Annotated in this window: 16 protein-coding genes and 2 tRNA genes; 14 read left to right on the forward strand and 4 right to left on the reverse strand. The window is 60.9% G+C overall.

Translation table 11 applies throughout. The annotated features are described in order from the left end of the window. The 14 genes from J5M56_RS18060 to J5M56_RS18125 all read left to right on the forward strand — a co-directional run. A partial coding sequence (locus J5M56_RS18060) for a LysM peptidoglycan-binding domain-containing protein (RefSeq protein WP_207937510.1) occupies nt 1-134 on the forward strand: 134 nt, incomplete at its 5' end. Then, the gene (gene mutL, locus J5M56_RS18065; RefSeq protein ID WP_186476379.1) at nt 131-2,029 is read left to right on the forward strand and encodes a DNA mismatch repair endonuclease MutL; all 1,899 of its coding nucleotides are present in this window, start codon (nt 131-133) and stop codon (nt 2,027-2,029) included. The genes J5M56_RS18060 and mutL, both read left to right, overlap by 4 nt. A gap of 1 nt (nt 2,030) precedes the next feature. Continuing rightward, on the forward strand, nt 2,031-3,002 hold the full coding sequence (gene miaA, locus J5M56_RS18070) for a tRNA (adenosine(37)-N6)-dimethylallyltransferase MiaA (RefSeq protein WP_060477955.1): 972 nt from the start codon (nt 2,031-2,033) through the stop codon (nt 3,000-3,002). A 95-nt stretch (nt 3,003-3,097) separates the two neighbouring features. Beyond that, nucleotides 3,098-3,358 (forward strand): RNA chaperone Hfq, encoded by a 261-nt coding sequence (gene hfq, locus J5M56_RS18075; protein WP_027920748.1) that lies wholly within the window; start codon nt 3,098-3,100, stop codon nt 3,356-3,358. A gap of 12 nt (nt 3,359-3,370) precedes the next feature. Further along, nucleotides 3,371-4,672 (forward strand): ribosome rescue GTPase HflX, encoded by a 1,302-nt coding sequence (gene hflX / locus J5M56_RS18080; protein ID WP_060477954.1) that lies wholly within the window; start codon nt 3,371-3,373, stop codon nt 4,670-4,672. A gap of 96 nt (nt 4,673-4,768) precedes the next feature. Further along, nucleotides 4,769-5,947, forward strand: coding sequence for an FtsH protease activity modulator HflK (gene hflK / locus J5M56_RS18085; protein WP_060477953.1), 1,179 nt, complete (start codon nt 4,769-4,771; stop codon nt 5,945-5,947). Continuing rightward, nucleotides 5,947-6,816 carry a protease modulator HflC gene (gene hflC / locus J5M56_RS18090; protein WP_186476381.1) on the forward strand — a complete coding sequence of 290 codons (870 nt, stop codon included), beginning with the start codon at nt 5,947-5,949 and terminating at the stop codon, nt 6,814-6,816. The genes hflK and hflC overlap by 1 nt, the downstream gene beginning before the upstream one ends. Before the next feature lie 301 nt (nt 6,817-7,117). Further along, nucleotides 7,118-8,305 carry an ATP phosphoribosyltransferase regulatory subunit gene (locus J5M56_RS18095; protein ID WP_060477951.1) on the forward strand — a complete coding sequence of 396 codons (1,188 nt, stop codon included), beginning with the start codon at nt 7,118-7,120 and terminating at the stop codon, nt 8,303-8,305. 56 nt (nt 8,306-8,361) lie between these two features. Next, entirely contained in the window at nt 8,362-9,654 is a 1,293-nt protein-coding gene (locus J5M56_RS18100; RefSeq protein WP_028688256.1) for an adenylosuccinate synthase, read from the forward strand. A 186-nt stretch (nt 9,655-9,840) separates the two neighbouring features. Next, a complete protein-coding gene (locus tag J5M56_RS18105; RefSeq protein ID WP_186476382.1) occupies nt 9,841-11,775 on the forward strand; it encodes a methyl-accepting chemotaxis protein in 1,935 nt (644 codons plus the stop codon). A gap of 158 nt (nt 11,776-11,933) precedes the next feature. Next, a complete protein-coding gene (locus J5M56_RS18110) occupies nt 11,934-12,386 on the forward strand; it encodes a DUF2867 domain-containing protein (RefSeq protein WP_186476383.1) in 453 nt (150 codons plus the stop codon). 249 nt (nt 12,387-12,635) lie between these two features. Further along, nucleotides 12,636-13,124, forward strand: coding sequence for a type VI secretion system tube protein Hcp (locus J5M56_RS18115; RefSeq protein WP_186476384.1), 489 nt, complete (start codon nt 12,636-12,638; stop codon nt 13,122-13,124). 9 nt (nt 13,125-13,133) lie between these two features. Further along, complete coding sequence (locus J5M56_RS18120; protein WP_186476385.1) at nt 13,134-14,108, forward strand: hypothetical protein; 975 nt, start codon at nt 13,134-13,136, stop codon at nt 14,106-14,108. After that, complete coding sequence (locus tag J5M56_RS18125; RefSeq protein ID WP_186476386.1) at nt 14,105-14,482, forward strand: hypothetical protein; 378 nt, start codon at nt 14,105-14,107, stop codon at nt 14,480-14,482. The genes J5M56_RS18120 and J5M56_RS18125 overlap by 4 nt, the downstream gene beginning before the upstream one ends. 72 nt (nt 14,483-14,554) lie before the next feature. On the opposite strand, the gene J5M56_RS18130 is transcribed toward J5M56_RS18125, so the two are convergent. From J5M56_RS18130 to J5M56_RS18145, 4 genes are all read right to left on the reverse strand, one after another. Further along, complete coding sequence (locus J5M56_RS18130) at nt 14,555-16,120, reverse strand: iron ABC transporter permease (RefSeq protein WP_207937478.1); 1,566 nt, start codon at nt 16,118-16,120, stop codon at nt 14,555-14,557. Continuing rightward, nucleotides 16,120-17,133 (reverse strand): extracellular solute-binding protein, encoded by a 1,014-nt coding sequence (locus J5M56_RS18135; RefSeq protein WP_207937479.1) that lies wholly within the window; start codon nt 17,131-17,133, stop codon nt 16,120-16,122. The genes J5M56_RS18130 and J5M56_RS18135 overlap by 1 nt, the downstream gene beginning before the upstream one ends. Before the next feature lie 180 nt (nt 17,134-17,313). Further along, nucleotides 17,314-17,400 (reverse strand) — tRNA-Leu (locus J5M56_RS18140). Between the two features lie 86 nt (nt 17,401-17,486). Then, nucleotides 17,487-17,573 (reverse strand) — tRNA-Leu (locus J5M56_RS18145). Nucleotides 17,574-17,713 lie beyond the last annotated feature (140 nt).

The raw sequence follows: 17,713 nt of genomic DNA on the forward strand, positions 1-17,713 counted from the left end.
AAACCCTGGCGATGCTCGCTGTGCGCTATCAAGTCAGCGTGACCAGCCTGCGCAGCACCAACAACCTCAAGAGCGATGAGCTCAAGGTTGGCCAGCAACTCGACATTCCTGCTACCACGCTGGCCGCACAATGAGTGGCGGCTCGCGCATACAGCTGCTAAGCCCGCGGCTGGCCAACCAGATTGCCGCAGGTGAGGTGGTCGAGCGGCCAGCGTCGGTGGCCAAGGAGCTTTTGGAAAACAGCCTGGACTCCGGGGCTCGTCGCATCGATGTTGAGGTCGAGCAGGGCGGGGTGAAGTTGCTGCGTGTGCGCGACGATGGCAGCGGTATTTCCGCAGATGACTTGCCCCTGGCCTTGGCCCGTCACGCCACCAGCAAGATTCGCGAACTCGAAGATCTTGAAGGCGTTTTGAGTCTGGGTTTCCGAGGCGAGGCGCTGGCCTCGATCAGTTCGGTGGCGCGGCTGACCCTGACGTCGCGCACCGCCAGTGCAGGTGAAGCCTGGCAGGTCGAGACCGAAGGCCGTGACATGACACCCCGTGTGCAGCCCGCTGCGCACCCAGTCGGCACCTCGGTCGAGGTGCGCGACCTGTTCTTCAATACCCCGGCCCGGCGCAAGTTTCTCAAGGCCGAAAAGACCGAATTCGATCACCTGCAGGAAGTCATCCGGCGCCTGGCTCTGGCCCGCTTCGATGTAGGCTTTCATCTGCGCCATAACGGCAAGAGTATTCTCAGCCTGCATGAGGCCCATGATGAAACCGCCCGTGCGCGAAGGGTTGGTGCCATATGTGGCCCGGGGTTCATGGAGCAGGCGCTGCCGATCGATGTCGAGCGCAATGGCTTGCGCCTGTGGGGCTGGGTTGGCCTGCCGACGTTCTCGCGCAGCCAGGCGGACCTTCAGTATTTCTTCGTCAATGGCCGCGCGGTGCGGGACAAACTGGTCGCCCACGCCGTGCGGCAGGCCTACCGGGATGTACTGTTCAACGGTCGGCACCCGACTTTCGTGCTGTTCCTGGAACTAGAGCCCAACGGCGTCGACGTCAATGTGCACCCGACCAAGCACGAAGTGCGCTTTCGCGAAGGCCGTTCGGTGCATGACTTTCTCTACGGCACACTGCACCGGGCCCTGGCTGACGTACGTCCAGAAGACCAGCTGGCCGCCCCAGCCGCTGTTCCCGACCAGGCCCGAGCGACCGGGCAGCAAGCCGGCGAGTTCGGCCCCCAGGGTGAAATGCGCTTGGCCTCGCCTGTGCTCGAGCAGCCGCAGGCGCCGCAGCATGGCATTTCCAATGGCGGCAGTGGCGCAGGTTATCAGTACCAGTACACCCCGCGCCCCTCGCAGCCATTGCCTGCCGCCGAAGCCCAGGCGGTCTATCGGGAGTTCTTCAAGCCACTCAACGATGCTGCGCCAGCATCCACGGGGTTGCCAGAAAGCCAGGGCGACATCCCGCCCCTTGGCTACGCCCTGGCACAGCTCAAGGGTATCTACATCCTGGCCGAAAACGCCGTAGGGCTAGTGCTGGTGGATATGCATGCGGCCCATGAGCGAATCATGTACGAACGCTTGAAGGTGGCGATGGCCAGCGAAGGGCTCAGTGGCCAGCCACTGCTCGTGCCGGAAACCCTGGCGTTGAGCCAGCGCGAGGCTGATTGCGCCGAGGAACACGGCCAGTGGTTTCAGCGCTTGGGCTTCGAGCTGCAGCGGCTGGGGCCAGAAACCCTGGCGATCCGCCAGATCCCAGCACTGCTCAAGCAGGCCGAGGCCAATCGCCTGGTGCAAGACGTGCTCGCCGACCTGATGGAGTACGGCACCAGCGACCGAATCCAGGCGCATCTCAACGAGTTGCTCGGTACTATGGCGTGCCACGGCGCGGTGCGTGCCAACCGGCGCCTGGCAATCCCCGAGATGAATGCCCTGCTGCGCGACATGGAAAACACCGAGCGCAGCGGTCAGTGCAACCATGGTCGTCCGACCTGGACCCAGATGGGCCTGGACGATCTGGACAAACTTTTCCTGCGCGGTCGATGACATGAGCGGCAAGCCACCTGCAATCTTTCTCATGGGCCCGACGGCTGCCGGCAAGACCGACCTTGCCATCGAGCTGACCAAAGTGCTGCCTTGCGAGCTGATCAGCGTCGACTCGGCGCTGGTGTACCGCGGCCTGGACATCGGTTCGGCCAAGCCTTCCAAAGAAACCTTGGCGGCCTATCCGCATCGTTTGATCGATATCCGCGACCCGGCCGAAAGCTATTCGGCCGCTCAGTTTCGCACTGACGCCTTGGAGGCGATGGCCGACATCAGCGCGCGCGGCAAAATCCCGCTGCTGGTGGGCGGCACCATGCTCTATTACAAGGCGTTGATCGAAGGCCTGGCGGACATGCCGGCGGCCGATGCTGCTGTGCGCGCGGCCCTTGAGGCCGAGGCCCAGGCGCTGGGCTTGGTTGAGCTGCACCGGCAACTGGCACTGGTGGACCCGGAGTCGGCAGCGCGTATCCACCCCAACGACCCGCAGCGGCTTATCAGAGCGCTGGAAGTTTATCGGGTCAGCGGCCAGAGCATGACCGCTCACCGCCAGCGTCAATTCGCTGAAAGTAGCGCCGCAGACGCAGGCGCTGGCGGGCATTTGCCCTATACTGTCGCGAGTTTGGCGATCGCCCCGGCTGACCGTCACATTCTGCACAAACGAATTGCGTTACGATTTTCGCAAATGTTGGAACAGGGCTTCGTCGACGAGGTCCGATCGCTGCGGGCCAGAAGTGACTTGCACGCCGGGCTGCCGTCTATACGGGCTGTAGGGTATCGACAGGTCTGGGATTACCTGGACGGCAAGCTGACTGAGAATGAGATGCGCGAACGCGGTATCATCGCTACTCGACAGCTGGCCAAGCGGCAGTTCACCTGGCTGCGTGGCTGGCCTGACGTGCACTGGCTCGACAGCCTGGCCTGCGACAATCTGTCCCGCACCTTGAAATACCTTGGGGCCGTCTCCATATTGAGCTGAGTCCCTGCTGATAGCCGTCTATTCTTGCGAAGGGGCGGCCTGAACTTATCGATTTTTGTGATTTTCCAATATTTATCCTTACAGGAGTGCGGCATATGTCAAAAGGGCATTCGCTACAAGACCCTTACTTGAATCAACTGAGAAAAGAAAAGGTCCCGGTTTCGATCTACCTGGTCAACGGGATCAAGCTGCAGGGCTCGATCGAATCTTTTGACCAGTTCGTGGTACTGCTGAAGAACACTGTCAGCCAGATGGTCTACAAGCACGCCATTTCGACCGTCGTCCCTGCTCGTCCGGTTCGCCTGCCAAGCCCGTCCGATTCCGAACACGGCGACAGCGAGCCAGGCAACGCCTGATAGGAGCCTGCATTGTTCTTTGAGCGCCACGGTGGTGGTGAGCGGGCGTTGCTCGTTCACTTGGAAGGTCAGAACCCTGAGGCGCGCGAAGACCCGCAGGAGTTTCAGGAACTGGCATTATCGGCCGGAGCCGACATCGTCTCCTTGGCCACGGTAGCCAGGCATCAGCCTACGGCCAAATACCTGATTGGCAGCGGCAAGGTCGAGGAATTGCGCGACCTGGTCAAAGCCGAACAGGTAGACCTGGTGATTTTCAATCACACCCTCACGCCCAGTCAGGAACGTAACCTCGAACGCGTCTTCGAGTGTCGCGTGCTTGACCGCACCGGGCTGATTCTCGACATCTTCGCCCAGCGGGCGCGTACCCATGAAGGCAAGCTGCAGGTCGAACTGGCACAGCTTGATCACATGAGCACGCGGCTTGTACGCGGCTGGACTCACCTGGAGCGGCAAAAGGGTGGTATTGGCCTGCGCGGGCCGGGTGAAACCCAGCTGGAAACCGACCGCCGTCTGCTGCGGGTGCGTATCCGCCAGATCAAGGGGCGCCTAGAGAAGGTGCGCAGCCAGCGTGAGCAGGCCCGTCGCGGCCGCAAGCGTGCGGACATTCCTTCGGTATCGCTGGTTGGCTACACCAACGCCGGCAAGTCCACCTTGTTCAATGCGCTGACCGAATCAGCGGTATACGCGGCCGACCAGTTGTTCGCCACCCTGGACCCGACCCTGCGCCGGCTGCAATTGGCCGACCTGGGCCCGATCGTGCTGGCCGACACCGTGGGCTTCATTCGCCACCTGCCGCACAAGCTGGTTGAGGCATTTCGGGCTACGCTCGAAGAGTCGAGCAACTCCGATCTGCTGGTGCACGTGATCGACGCCCATGAGCCTGAGCGCATGGAGCAGATCGAGCAGGTGCTGGCCGTGTTGGGAGAGATCGGTGCCGAAGGCTTGCCGATACTCGAGGTCTATAACAAACTCGACCTGCTTGAAGATGTCGAGCCGCAGATTCAACGCGATGCCGATGGCAAGCCGCAGCGGGTCTGGGTATCTGCACGAGATGGACGTGGCCTGGAGCTTGTCGGCCAGGCGATTGCCGAGTTGCTGGGGGATGATCTGTTTGTCGGTACCCTGTGTCTTGAGCAGCGTTTTGCCCGCTTGCGCGCGCAATTCTTTGCCTTGGGTGCCGTGCAAAGTGAAGAGCATGACGAAGAAGGGCGCAGTCTGCTGAGTGTTCGTCTGCCCAGGGTCGAATTGAATCGCCTGGTCAGTCGGGAAGGCATGGAGCCGCAAGTGTTTGTCGAGCAACACACTTTGCAATAAATGCCCGGTGAGGTCGTCGGGCAGCAGTGGCAGGCATTCTGTAGCATTGGACGGCGCGCCGTGGGCGCGTCTTTGCTTTATCAGATGGAGAGCGCTATGGCTTGGAACGAGCCGGGTGGCAACTCGAACAATCAGGATCCCTGGGGCGGCCGTCGCGGTGGCGGCGGTGGTGGCGACAAGAAGGGTCCACCGGATCTGGACGAGGCCTTCCGCAAGCTGCAGGACAGCCTCAACGGTATGTTCGGCAGTGGCAAGAAACGTGGCGGCGGTGACCGCAATGTCGGCAAGGGTGGTGGCTTCGGCCTGCTGGGCATCGGCCTGGCGGTGCTTGCTGCAATCTGGCTGTACAGCGCCGTGTACGTGGTCGACGAGCAGGAGCAGGCCGTGGTGCTGCGCTTCGGCAAGTACTATGAGACGGTCGGTCCCGGCCTGAACATCTACTTCCCGCCAATCGATCGCAAATACATGGAAAACGTCACGCGCGAGCGTGCCTACACCAAGCAGGGGCAGATGCTCACCGAAGACGAGAACATCGTCGAGGTGCCGCTGACCGTCCAGTACAAGATCAGCAACCTGAAGGATTTCGTGCTCAACGTCGACCAGCCTGAGGTCAGCCTGCAGCATGCGACCGACAGTGCCCTGCGCCATGTGGTGGGTTCCACCTCGATGGACCAGGTGCTGACCGAGGGTCGTGAGCAGATGGCCGTGGATATCCGCGAACGCCTGCAGCGCTTCCTCGACAACTACCGCACCGGTATCACCGTCACCCAGGTCAACGTACAGAGCGCGGCAGCCCCGCGTGAAGTGCAGGAAGCCTTCGATGACGTGATCCGCGCCCGCGAAGACGAGCAGCGTGCCCGCAACCAGGCCGAGTCCTACGCCAACGGCGTGGTGCCCGAAGCCCGCGGTCAGGCGCAGCGCATCATCGAGGACGCCAACGGCTACCGCGATGAGGTCATCGCCCGTGCCAAGGGTGAGGCCGACCGCTTCACCAAACTGGTCGGCGAGTACCGCAAGGCCCCTGACGTGACCCGTCAGCGCTTGTACCTGGAGACCATGCAAGAGGTCTACAGCAATTCGAGCAAGGTCCTGGTCACGGCCAAGGATGGGCAGAACAACCTGCTCTATCTGCCGCTGGACAAAATGGTCGAAGGTAGCCGCAAAGCCGCCACCCCGGGCAGCAGCGTCAGCCCGTCGGCCAACGATGCGGCCGCGCGTACGGCGCAAGACCTGCAACAGCAACAGCAGCCGCTGCGCACTAGGGAGAGCCGCTGATGAGCAACCGATCGCTGATCGCCCTGATTGCCGTAGTGGTACTGGCTATCGTGGCCTGGAACAGCTTCTACATCGTGTCCCAGACCGAGCGGGCAGTGCTGCTGCGCTTCGGTAAGGTGGTACAGGCCGATGTCCAGCCTGGCCTGCACGTGAAGATCCCGTACGTGAACCAGGTGCGTAAGTTCGATGCACGCCTGATGACCCTCGACGCACCGACCCAGCGGTTCCTGACCCTGGAGAAGAAAGCGGTGATGGTCGACGCCTACGCCAAGTGGCGCGTCAAGGATGCCGAGCGCTTCTATACCGCTACTTCCGGCATGAAACAGATTGCCGACGAGCGTCTGTCGCGTCGCCTGGAAAGCGGCCTGCGTGACCAGTTCGGTAAGCGTACCCTGCACGAGGTGGTTTCGGGTGAGCGCGATGCGCTGATGGCTGACATCACTGCATCGCTGAACCGCATGGCCAATAAGGAGCTGGGTATCGAGGTCGTCGACGTACGCGTCAAGGCCATCGACCTGCCCAAAGAAGTCAACCGCAGCGTGTTCGACCGCATGAGCACCGAGCGTGAGCGTGAAGCCCGCGAACACCGTGCCAAGGGTAACGAGTTGGCCGAAGGTATTCGCGCCGATGCCGACCGCCAGCGCCGTGTGTTGCTGGCCGAAGCCTATCGCGAAGCGGAAGAGACCCGCGGTGACGGCGACGCCCAGGCGGCCGCCATTTATGCCAAGGCCTACACCCAGGACGCTGATTTCTACGCGTTCTACCGTAGCCTGCAGGCCTACCGTGAAAGCTTCTCCAGCAAGAGCGACGTGCTGGTTCTGGACGCGAAGAACGAGTTCTTCCGCTTCCTGGACAAGAGCAAGCCTTGATGCTCAGGCCCTGATCTTCATCCAGCGGCACCCCGCCTGGCAGCTAAAACACCAGGCGGGGTGCATCCTGAATGAAAAGGGGTGTATGATGCGGCAGCCGGGAAATTTCCCGGCTTTTTTGCGTCTGCAAGGTTGATTGGCCTAGCGCCAGTTGACGGTTTGGTCAGCTCGCAAGGCAATTCGAGGGTATCGGGTACGGTGGCTGCGCTGGGATCAGTGCTGCCCGCTGCTGTGCGCGATACCAGCTTTACTGACGGCTAGCCAGCTGGCGAGCCGCCCGGACCAGAGGGGAAATGGCGTAATGGCAACGGTAGACCGCTGGCTGCTGCCAGATGGCATCGAGGAAGTACTGCCACCTGAGGCTGCGCGTATCGAGATCGCGCGCCGCCAGGTGTTGGACCTGTTCCAGAGTTGGGGCTACGAGCTGGTCGTCACCCCGCATATCGAGTACCTGGAGTCGCTGCTGACCGGCGCCGGCCAGGACCTGGATCAGCGCACCTTCAAGGTGGTCGACCCGCAGTCGGGCCGCCTGATGGGCTTCCGCGCCGACTTCACCCCGCAGGTTGCGCGCATCGACGCCCACACCCTGCGACGTGAAGGCCCGAGCCGGCTGTGCTACGCAGGCAGCGTGCTGCACGCCCAGCCCCGCGCCCTGTCCACCTCGCGCAGCCCAATCCAGCTGGGTGCCGAGTTGTACGGCGACGCCAGCCCTACCAGCGACGTCGAAGTCATCAGCCTGATGCTCGCCACGCTGCAACTGGCCGATGTGGCCGATGTGCACATGGACCTGGGTCACGTCGGTATCTACCGCGGCCTGGCGCGTGCGGCTGGCCTGTCGGGTGCAGTCGAGCAGCAACTGTTCGACGCCCTGCAGCGCAAGTCGGTCGATGAAGTGCAGGCGCTGACTGCCGACCTGCCCAAGGATCTGGGCAGCATGCTGCGCGCTCTGGTCGAGCTGTGCGGTGGTCGTGAAGTGCTGGCCGAAGCCCGTGTGCGCTTGGGCCGTGCCCCAGCCAGCGTGCTGGCTGCGTTGGACGACCTGCTGGCGATCGCTGACCGCCTGGCCGCGCGCTACCCGCAGCTGCCGCTGTACTTCGACCTTGGCGAGCTGCGCGGATACAACTACCACACCGGTGTGGTGTTCGCTGTATTCGTGCCGGGCGAGGGTCAATCGATCGCTCAGGGTGGGCGCTACGATGACATCGGGGCCGACTTTGGCCGGGCGCGTCCGGCTACCGGTTTCTCCACGGATTTGAAGACCCTGGTCACACTGGGGCGAGCGGAGGTCGTATTGCCAACTGGCGGCATCTGGATGCCGGACAGTGGCGACGCGGCCCTCTGGCAGCAGGTCTGCCAGTTGCGCAGCGAGGGCCAGCGTGTGGTCCAGGCTCTGCCTGGCCAGCCGTTGAGTGCTGCTCTCGAGGCGGATTGTGATCGGCAATTGATTCAGCAAGACGGGCGCTGGCAGGTTCTGCCGCTGACCCAGTGAGTTTCTGCGTCGGCAGTAGGCCGGCAACCAAGTTTGCGTGAATGAGGACCAATGTAATGGGTAAGAATGTCGTCGTCCTGGGCACCCAGTGGGGTGATGAGGGCAAAGGCAAGATCGTCGATCTGCTGACCGAACATGCTGCCGCTGTAGTGCGCTACCAGGGCGGCCACAACGCTGGCCACACCCTGGTGATCAACGGTGAAAAAACCGTTCTGCACCTGATTCCCTCGGGCATCCTGCGTGAAGGCGTCCAGTGCCTGATCGGCAACGGCGTAGTCGTTGCTCCAGACGCTTTGATGCGTGAAATCACCAAGCTGGAAGAGAAAGGCGTACCGGTGCGCGAGCGCCTGCGTATCTCTCCGGCAGCCCCGCTGATTCTGTCGTACCACGTGGCCCTGGACCAGGCCCGTGAAAAAGCCCGTGGCGAAGCCAAGATCGGCACCACCGGCCGCGGTATCGGCCCAGCCTATGAAGACAAGGTTGCTCGTCGCGGCCTGCGCGTTGGCGACCTGTTCCACCGCGAGCGCTTCGCCGCCAAGCTGGGTGAGCTGCTGGACTACCATAACTTCCAGTTGGTGAACTACTACAAAGAGCCGGCAATCGACTTCCAGCAGACCCTGGACGAGTGCATGGCCTATGCCGAACAGCTCAAACCGATGATGCTCGACGTCACCGCCGAGCTGCACAACCTGCGCCGCGCCGGCAAGGACATCATGTTCGAGGGTGCTCAGGGTTCGCTGCTGGACATCGACCACGGTACCTACCCGTACGTGACCAGCTCCAACACCACTGCAGGTGGCATCTCCACCGGTTCCGGCGTTGGCCCGATGTACCTGGACTACATCCTGGGCATCACCAAGGCCTACACCACTCGCGTGGGTTCCGGCCCGTTCCCGACTGAATTGTTCGACGAAACCGGTGCCACCCTGGCCAAGCGTGGCCATGAGTTTGGTTCGACCACTGGCCGTGCTCGCCGTTGCGGCTGGTTCGACGCCGTCATCCTGCGCCGCGCCATCGACGTCAACAGCATTTCGGGCATCTGCCTGACCAAGCTGGACGTGCTCGACGGCCTGGAAACCATCAACATCTGCGTTGGCTACAAAAACGAGAACGGTGCCGTCATCGATGCCCCGTCCGATGCTGACAGCTACATCGGCCTGGAGCCGGTGTACGAAGAGATGCCGGGCTGGAGCGAATCGACCTTGGGCGTGAAAACCCTGGAAGAGCTGCCGCAAGCTGCGCGTAACTACATCAAGCGTATCGAAGAGCTGGTAGGCGCCCCGATCGATATCATTTCGACCGGCCCTGACCGCAACGAAACCATCGTTCTGCGCCATCCGTTCGCCTGATCCTCATCCAGGTTGAGCCAACGCCGCGCTCCTGAAAAGGAGCGCGGCGTTTTCATTTGGATACACGATTGGTCGGCCTCCTAGACCTTGGCGTATCTCCCCGCTGCCTGCGGCACAACCCTTGCTGTAAGAAGTCTCTGTAGATGCCATCAAAGTAGTGGCGCCAGAAAACACGAGGGTTACACCGTGTCTGCAATCCTTTCATTGTTACGAAGCCGCCTCTTGCGGCCTGTGTTTGTTGCCCTTGGTATCGCCCTTTTGGTGCAGGTACTGGTTGCCGTTGCGCTGGCCCGAAGCACCGTTACGGCCTTGGAGGCTGACCTGGGCGAGCGTCTGGGCCATGACAGCCGCCAGCTCGCCAACGAACTGGAGCAGGCAGGAGAAGACGTGCGCACCGGGCTGCAGAGCCTTTCCAGCAGCACCCGCCAGCGCTTGAGCGCGGGGCTTTCCACACGCTTGCAGGACGAGCAGCGACAACTGCGTGCCACCTTGGAAAAAAACCTCAAGGATTCGGCCAACGATATGGCTGAGCTGCTGGCCTCGGTGGCCCCACGGGCGATCTGGGACAACGATGTACCGGTGCTTTCCGAGTTCGCCCGCCGCGCCCAGCGCAACCCCAATGTTCTCTTCGTGATCTACGACGATGCTCAGGGCCAGCACCTGACCCGGTATCTGAACCGGCAGAACCCGATCAACCAGGCCTTGATCGAAAAGGGCCAGGGCGAGCGGGCACTGGACAAGGTGCTGGAGGCGGCACGCCGCGACCCGGCGGTGTATTACGTCGAAGCCTCCATCAACCCCAACGGTGCCGAGATAGGCAAAGTGCTGATGGGCGTTTCAACGGCGGGCGTTGACCAAGAGCTCAAAGCGCTCGACCAGCGCTTCAGCGCTTTGATCGCCAGTGGCGAGCAACTGGTGGGCGACAGCCTCGGCGCTGCGGCGGCCGATAGCGGCAAGGCCCTTCGCGAGCGCCTGGAAACCGCGCAGGCCAGCGCCAGTGCCATGCAAGCCAACACCGCACAGAGCGTGCGCGAGGCGGCGGCCGAGCTGCGCTGGCGCATTGGCCTAGGTTTGGTCGTGGTGGGGCTGGGCGTGCTGTTGGTGGTGGCCGTGGTACTGGGGCGCCGGGTGTTGAGCAAGTTGCGCCTGTTGATCACTGCCCTCAATGACCTGGCGGCCGGGGAGGGCGACTTGACCAAGCGGGTGCCCCTCGACAGCCGTGACGAGATTGGCGACATGGCTTCGGCGGTCAACCGCTTTGTCGACAAACTACAGCCCATCGTCCGCGAGGCCGGTGAGGTGGCCCAGCGCACCGGTGTCGAGATCGGCACCATGGCCCAGCGCAATGCCGGCGCCGATGCCGCGGCGGCGTTGCAGCGTGACGAAGTGGCCGCCAGCCTGCGCGATCTGTCGAGCATGGCCGACGAGGCCCAGGCTGAAAGCCATGCCATGCAGGCGGCGTTGCAGCAGGTCGTGGACATTCGCCAGGCGACCGATGAGAACAGTCGTTCCTCGACGCAACTGGCAAGCCTGATCGAGAACCTTGCCGGCCAGGTGGAAACTGGCTCGCAGGTGATCGAGCGCCTGGCCAAGCAGAGCGAGCAGATTGAAGTGGTGCTGACAGTCATCCATGGCATCGCCGAACAGACCAACCTGCTGGCCCTCAACGCTGCAATCGAAGCGGCACGCGCTGGCGAGACGGGTCGCGGGTTTGCTGTAGTGGCCGATGAGGTGCGGGCGCTGGCGAGCAAAACCCAAAGCTCTACCGGTGATATCCAAGCGCATATTGCCGCGCTGCAGAAGGGTGCCAAGGAAGCAGTGGCGACCATCAGCCAGGCCGGGCTCAAGGCCAGTGAAGGGCTGCTGGTGCTGCGTGACAACGAGCGTCGCCAGCAGTCGGTACAGGCCGCCGTGGAGCAGGTGCATGCTGCCATCGGCGTGGCGACCCGGGCTGCCGAGCAGCAAGCCCATGGTGCACAGGCGGTGCGTGGGAGGGTGGAAAACATCCATGCCCAGGCCGAGCGCTCGGCTGAGGTGGTGATGCAGACCACGGCCAGCAGCAAGGTGCTGGATGATCTGGCGGCCCAGTTGCGCGCCAGCCTTGGTCAGTTTCGGGCGTAAGTTGGGGCAACTGCCTTGCCCAATTGCCGAGCCCTGGTGCGGACCCTGTGGGAGCGGGCTTGTCGAGGCGTCGAACCGCCGCGAACACGGGCGAAGCCCGTGCCATCCAACTCGCGCTGTTGATATGCTGTGGGCGAAACATGACAAGGGAGTTGCTCATGTCCGCCCAATTGGTCGCCGCCCAGGCCGACCTCGATTTTCTCCACAGTGCCAGCGTACAGCTCACTGCCCCGATGACCGCCCTGCAAGCCTACTGCGCCATGACCTCGGATGTCCCAGGCTGGCTGGCCAGGGCCTTCCGCATTCGTGACTTCATCTCGCGTCGTTTCAATGTCGCCGATATCCATGGCTTCTCTCCCCGCGACCCAGGGCATGTGCCGGCTATAGGTGAGCATCTGGACTTCTTCACCGTCGAGGCCATCAGCGACCAGCAACTGGTGCTGACCTCGCGTGATACGCACTTGGCGGTGATGGTCTGCATGGAGGTGGCTGGGCTGCGCTTGAAAGTGACCACGTCGGTGCGGTGTTTCAACGCCTTTGGCCGGCTATACATGCTGCCGGTTGGCCAGGTGCATGGCTTCATCGTGCGTCGGATGCTGGCGAATTTGTAGGCAGCCCTGAATGTGAGGGTGAAGCATTCATTTACGTGATCAAGCCTGCATCTTCATCAAAATTGTAGGAAATTTCCCAAATAGATCCCGTTAGAATGTTTGCTGTTGCAGCGCTAGACACAGGGAGCTAGTGTCAATCGGGCCTGGAGGCTCTCGGCAAACTTCGCAGCTTTCTTCAGGAGCAACCTCAGGGCGGCGATGTCGGAACATCGTCGTTATCAGCCCAATCTTTACCAAGGAGAGGTAAGCATGGCTTTCGATGCCTATATTCAAATCGCGGAAATCACTGGCGAAGCGCTGGACGAGCAGTACCCCAACTGGATCGAAATCATCGGCTACAAGTTCGGTGCAAACCAGAGTACCTCTGCCACCGCAAGCTCAGCGGGCGGCGCATCATCAGGCCGCACCACGCTCACCAACTTTACCTTCACCAAATACCTGGACAGTGCTAGCTGCAAGCTGCTGGAGGCTAGCTGTGCCGGGCAGCACCTGAAGGAGGTGAAGCTCGTGCTCTGTCGTGCTGGTGGCGATAAGCTCAAGTACTACGAAGTCGTCCTAGAGGAAGTGATCATCGCCGACTATGCACAGAGCGCCAGCGCTGGGGTGCCAGTGGAAGTCGTGCAGCTTAACTACGGGCGCATAAAGACGACCTACACGCGGCAGAAACACCCTGACGGCATTGCTGGCGGCAACGTCACGGGCGGTTGGGACCGCATCAACAATAAGAAGTATGCGTGAGGTGCGACCATGTCCGAGGCGCGCAGCTTCATTAATCCGCAAGCGCAGTCGTATGAGTCCCTGAAGGCCGACACCCCGATGTCGGCCAACCAGCGGGCCAAGTTTGATGTATTGAATGCGCATATCGCCAATGGAGTAGTTGTTGGTGGGGAGCTAGTGATTGTGGGCGACCCGAATACACCGTCATGTACGAGTCATGAGGCATTTTTGATGGCGAAGGCGGCGGGGATACACCACCAGCTTGAAATCAATGGCGCAGGCGTAGATGATTTTTTTCTGGATAACTACGAGATGTTGAAAAGCTTGCTGGCCCATGCGTCGATGGGGGTGGGAGCTGTGAGCGACGGGTGGCACAGGCACCTTGAGGCAATCAAGAAAACGTTGGAAGAAATTGAGATATTACATCGGCACTATTTGAAAAGCGGGACGCTGAAAGCACGCGACGAATTTTACGCCAAGAGGATGGTTTTGTTCGTTAGATTGGAAGAACAGTTGAACAAAATGGCTGCTTACGGTTCAGGGCTGCGCAATAAAGGCGCGATGAAAAGAACTCTGGAGATCTCCACCAAGAGCTACCTTCACACAGGCGAAATTGCTGGATATGCGGAGAAAGTTGCTGGAGTTTCGAAAGCAGCAAATTTCATAAAGTCGGGTACTTACATCGGCTTGGGGCTCGACGTAGCTTCAACGGGTTTGAGTATCCATCATGCCTGTGCATTCGGACGTCCAGAAGACTGCAGGAAGGCCAGGTATGTGGAGGGCGGCTCCCTGCTTGGTAGTACGGGGGGATCGTTCGCTGGAGGGGCGATTGGTGGGTCTCTAGGTGGAGCTGGGTGTGTAATGTTCCTCGGGATAGCGACAGGCGGCCCGGGGGCCCTCGCGTGCACTGTGATCGGGGGTGCTATTGGTGGCGCCGCAGGCGGTTCGGTCGTGGGAGATATCGGCGAGATGTTAGGTGAGTTGTTGTATGAGGTAACTCAATGAATGGCTTCGACCTCAGATGGTTAGGCCTTCCTTTGATGATGGCCATGTTCATAATCATGGCTGTATGGATATATGTTTCGGTTCGCTATGTGAATTACATAGAGTCGTTGCTTTCCAACAGCTCGATGGTTTTGGGCAACAAAAAGATTTTTGGTCACGCGGGCTTGCTGGGTAAAATAATGCGTACCGGTTCGGTGTCTCTTTTATTGTCGATACGGTCGCTTTGTGTTCGTAAGGGAGTGCTGGATGTTGAAGATGTGAAAAAATTCCCTGAGCGATTGCGGTGTGTGCTTGTTGGGTTGTGGTTCGTTCAAGCTGCTATTTTTTTGTCACTTATTGCACTTTGGGGATGGTTGCGATTTGTAGGCAGTTAATCTTGAAAATGTTACTAGCCCGTAAGGTTGTGTTGCTAGCGGTCCAGGCTGTCTGTCAGCCTGGACCCATTTTCAAGCTTTGTTCAAATACATCCGCGTAGTTAGTAGATAAACCGGCAACCCCGAAACCACAATCAACAGCGCCGCATAAGGCGCCGCCGCTGCAAACTCGACGTTGGCCGTATGCGCCCAGACCTCAGTGGCCAGGGTGGTCATGCCAGTCGGGCTGAGCAGCAGGGTAGCTGTAAGCTCCTTCATTGCATCAAGGAACACCAAGGCGAAGGCCGCCGCCATGGCCGGGAAGATGATCGGCAGGGTCACCCGGCAGAACGCCGCGAAGCTGCTGGCACCCAGGGTGCGGGCCGCTTCTTCGAGGGTCGGCGAAGCCTTGTTCAGCGCGGTGCGTACCGGCGCCTGGGCCAATGGCAGGAACAGCAGCGCATAAGCCAGCAGCAACAGCGCGGTAGTCTGGTACAGCGCTGGCACGTAGTGCAACGAGAACACCACCAGCGCCAGGGCGATCACCAAGCCGGGCAGGGCGTGCAGCAGGTACGGCAGGCGTTCTGCCCACATGGCCAGGCGGCCTTTGTAGCGCACCACCAGGAAGCTGACCGGCAACGCCAACAGCACACAGACGCCCGCCCCCCCCAGTGAAACCGACAACGAGGTCAGCAGAGCCTTGCTGATCGCGGCCACCGGGAAGGCTGCCGAAGAGCCCACGCTCAGCCAGTAACCCAGCATCGCCAGCGGAATCCCGCTGCCGAGAATGGCCAGGCCCAGGCAGAACAGTTGCCCCAAAGGCATCCAGCCTCGCAGGCGCACAGCTTGCCCGCGGCGTGCTACGCCCTGGCCAATGCGCACATGGCGAGCTTTGCCGCGCACTCGCAGTTCAAGCCACAGCATCAGCAAGCACAGTGCAAGCAGTACTGCTGAGAGCATGGCCGCATTGGCGTTGCTAAATTCCAGCTCGAACTGTTGGTAGATCGCCGTGGTGAAAGTCTGCAGCCCGAGGATCGACAAGGCGCCGAACTCGACCAGCATGTGCAATGCGATCAGTAGCGCGCCGCCAAGTATCGACGGCCACAACAGTGGCAGAGTGATTTTGCGGAACACGCCCCAGCGGCTGTAGCCCAGTGTGCGTGCAGACTCTTCCAGCGAAGTGTCGAGATTGCGCAGGGTGGCGGCCACCGGCAGGAATACCAGTGGGTATTTGGACAGCGCCATGACCATGATCGCCCCGCCCAGCCCTTCGAAGTCCGAGCTCAGCGACACCCAGGTGAAGCTGCTGATGAACGACGGCACTGCGAACGGCAGGCACAGCACCACGCCCCATAGCCGGCGGCCGGGCAGGTTACTGCGCTCCAATAGCCAGGCCAGAGCCAGGCCTACGACCATGCACGCCAGCGTCACCCCAGCCATGAGCAGCAGGGTATTGCGCATCAGGCCCCAGACAAAGGGACGCCAGAGTAGGTGCAGTGCTTCCCGCCACCCAGCTTCCCAGGCCTTCATGGCGACGTACAGCAACGGCAGCAGGCTCATCGCCACCAGAAATAGCACAGGCAGCACCACCCAGGTCGATGGGCGCTTGCGGCGCGGTACGAAGCGTACCGGCACCGGCTGGGACAGGGCAGCAGTCATCAGAGCAGGCCGACCTCGCGTTCAAGCTCGATCGCTTCCTCGGCATTGCCCAGATCGGCAGGCGAGATTTTCGGTGGGCGCAGGTCTTCGAACGGTTTCAGTCCGCGATCGGAAACCATGCCCTTGTGCAGCGGGTACTCGGCGGTGGTCTGGGTGATCACGCGCTGGCCTTCTTCGCTGGCCATCCAGTTGAGCAGCGCCTGTGCCTCTTTCGGGTGTTTGCTGGCCTTGACCACTGCGGCGCCGGAGATGGTGACCAGGTTGCCGGCATCGCCATCGGCCAGATAGTAGAGCTTGCTGTCCAGCTTGCCGCGCTCGCGCTCAAGTGCATACCAGTAGTAGTTGTTCACCAGGACCGCAGCGACTTCACCCTTTTCAACGGCCTTCAGGGCGACCATGTTGTTGGTGTACGTCTTGCCGAAAGCCTTGAGTCCAGTCAGCCATTCTTCGGTGGCCTCACGCCCGTGCATCTTCAAGATGGCCACGGCCTGCTCCTGGAAAGCGCCGCTGGTCGGCACATAGCCTACGCGACCTTCCCACTCCGGGCTGGCGAAGTCCATGACCGTTGTCGGCAGGTCTTTTTCGTCCACCTTTTTCGGATTGAAGACCACGATACGGGTACGCGCCGTGATACCCATCCAAGTGCCGTTGGCGCCTACATATTCCTTGGGCACCATGTTGGCTGTGGCGTCATCGATCTTAGCCAGCAGGCCCAGTTCGCCCAGGTTGTTCAATGGTGGGGATTCTTCGGTGTAGATCAGGTCGGCTGGCGAGCGGTCGCCTTCTTCGATGACCTGGCTAGCCAGCTGATTGCTGCTGCCCTTGCGGATATTGATGTGGATGCCGGTCTTGGCCTCGTAGGCCTTGGCGATGGCTTCGCCGATTTCCTTGTGCTGGCCGTTGTACATGGTCAGGGTGACCGGCTCATCTGCCATGGCGGCCGGGGCGCCGATCACCAGGCTCAGAATTGCGGCTGCCAGGGTGCGCATCAGCGGTTGCGGGCGGATCGTCATGCGGGTACTTCCTCGCTTACGGCTACATATTCGGAAACAATGGTAAACGAAATCGTTTCTCATGTGGCCGGCTGACGAGAAATTCATGGGCAGACCGATGGGCAATGCCGCCGTCGCCAGGGGAGGGGATAAAAAATGCAGGCAAGAAAAAACCCACTAGCAAGCTAGTGGGTTTTTGTATGGTGCCCAGGAGAAGACTCGAACTTCCACGACCGTTAAGTCACTGATACCTGAAACCAGCGCGTCTACCAATTCCGCCACCTGGGCAAAGCTTTACATCATCTGTTGAATGCGACTATCGTTCGCTTCACACAGTAGTAACAGATCCTTGGTCATCTGTTACTTGAAATACTTGGTGCCCAGGAGAAGACTCGAACTTCCACGGCCGTTAAGCCACTGATACCTGAAACCAGCGCGTCTACCAATTCCGCCACCTGGGCACACATTTCGAGATTACCTGATGCTTTACAGCGCCGCTCATCTCTACTACAACTTCGGGGTTGTCCGTCGTTGTGGTGCGCACTATACGGACGGCCTCGGGGGCTGTAAACCCCCCAAGCAAAAAAAATTTCAAAAAATT

Origin of the sequence: Pseudomonas sp. 51_B (assembly GCF_017491595.1) — a bacterium.
Taxonomy (GTDB): Bacteria; Pseudomonadota; Gammaproteobacteria; order Pseudomonadales; family Pseudomonadaceae; genus Aquipseudomonas; species Aquipseudomonas promysalinigenes.

Excerpts from the sequence above, each read along its gene's own strand:
- mutL (WP_186476379.1), top strand. The coding sequence starts at position 131 with ATGAGTGGCGGCTCGCGCATACAGCTGCTAAGCCCGCGGCTGGCCAAC.
- miaA (WP_060477955.1), top strand. The coding sequence starts at position 2,031 with ATGAGCGGCAAGCCACCTGCAATCTTTCTCATGGGCCCGACGGCTGCC.
- hfq (WP_027920748.1), top strand. The coding sequence starts at position 3,098 with ATGTCAAAAGGGCATTCGCTACAAGACCCTTACTTGAATCAACTGAGA.
- hflK (WP_060477953.1), top strand. The coding sequence starts at position 4,769 with ATGGCTTGGAACGAGCCGGGTGGCAACTCGAACAATCAGGATCCCTGG.
- hflC (WP_186476381.1), top strand. The coding sequence starts at position 5,947 with ATGAGCAACCGATCGCTGATCGCCCTGATTGCCGTAGTGGTACTGGCT.
- J5M56_RS18095 (WP_060477951.1), top strand. The coding sequence starts at position 7,118 with ATGGCAACGGTAGACCGCTGGCTGCTGCCAGATGGCATCGAGGAAGTA.
- J5M56_RS18100 (WP_028688256.1), top strand. The coding sequence starts at position 8,362 with ATGGGTAAGAATGTCGTCGTCCTGGGCACCCAGTGGGGTGATGAGGGC.
- J5M56_RS18110 (WP_186476383.1), top strand. The coding sequence starts at position 11,934 with ATGTCCGCCCAATTGGTCGCCGCCCAGGCCGACCTCGATTTTCTCCAC.
- J5M56_RS18115 (WP_186476384.1), top strand. The coding sequence starts at position 12,636 with ATGGCTTTCGATGCCTATATTCAAATCGCGGAAATCACTGGCGAAGCG.
- J5M56_RS18120 (WP_186476385.1), top strand. The coding sequence starts at position 13,134 with ATGTCCGAGGCGCGCAGCTTCATTAATCCGCAAGCGCAGTCGTATGAG.
- J5M56_RS18125 (WP_186476386.1), top strand. The coding sequence starts at position 14,105 with ATGAATGGCTTCGACCTCAGATGGTTAGGCCTTCCTTTGATGATGGCC.
- J5M56_RS18130 (WP_207937478.1), bottom strand. The coding sequence starts at position 16,120 with ATGACTGCTGCCCTGTCCCAGCCGGTGCCGGTACGCTTCGTACCGCGC.
- J5M56_RS18135 (WP_207937479.1), bottom strand. The coding sequence starts at position 17,133 with ATGACGATCCGCCCGCAACCGCTGATGCGCACCCTGGCAGCCGCAATT.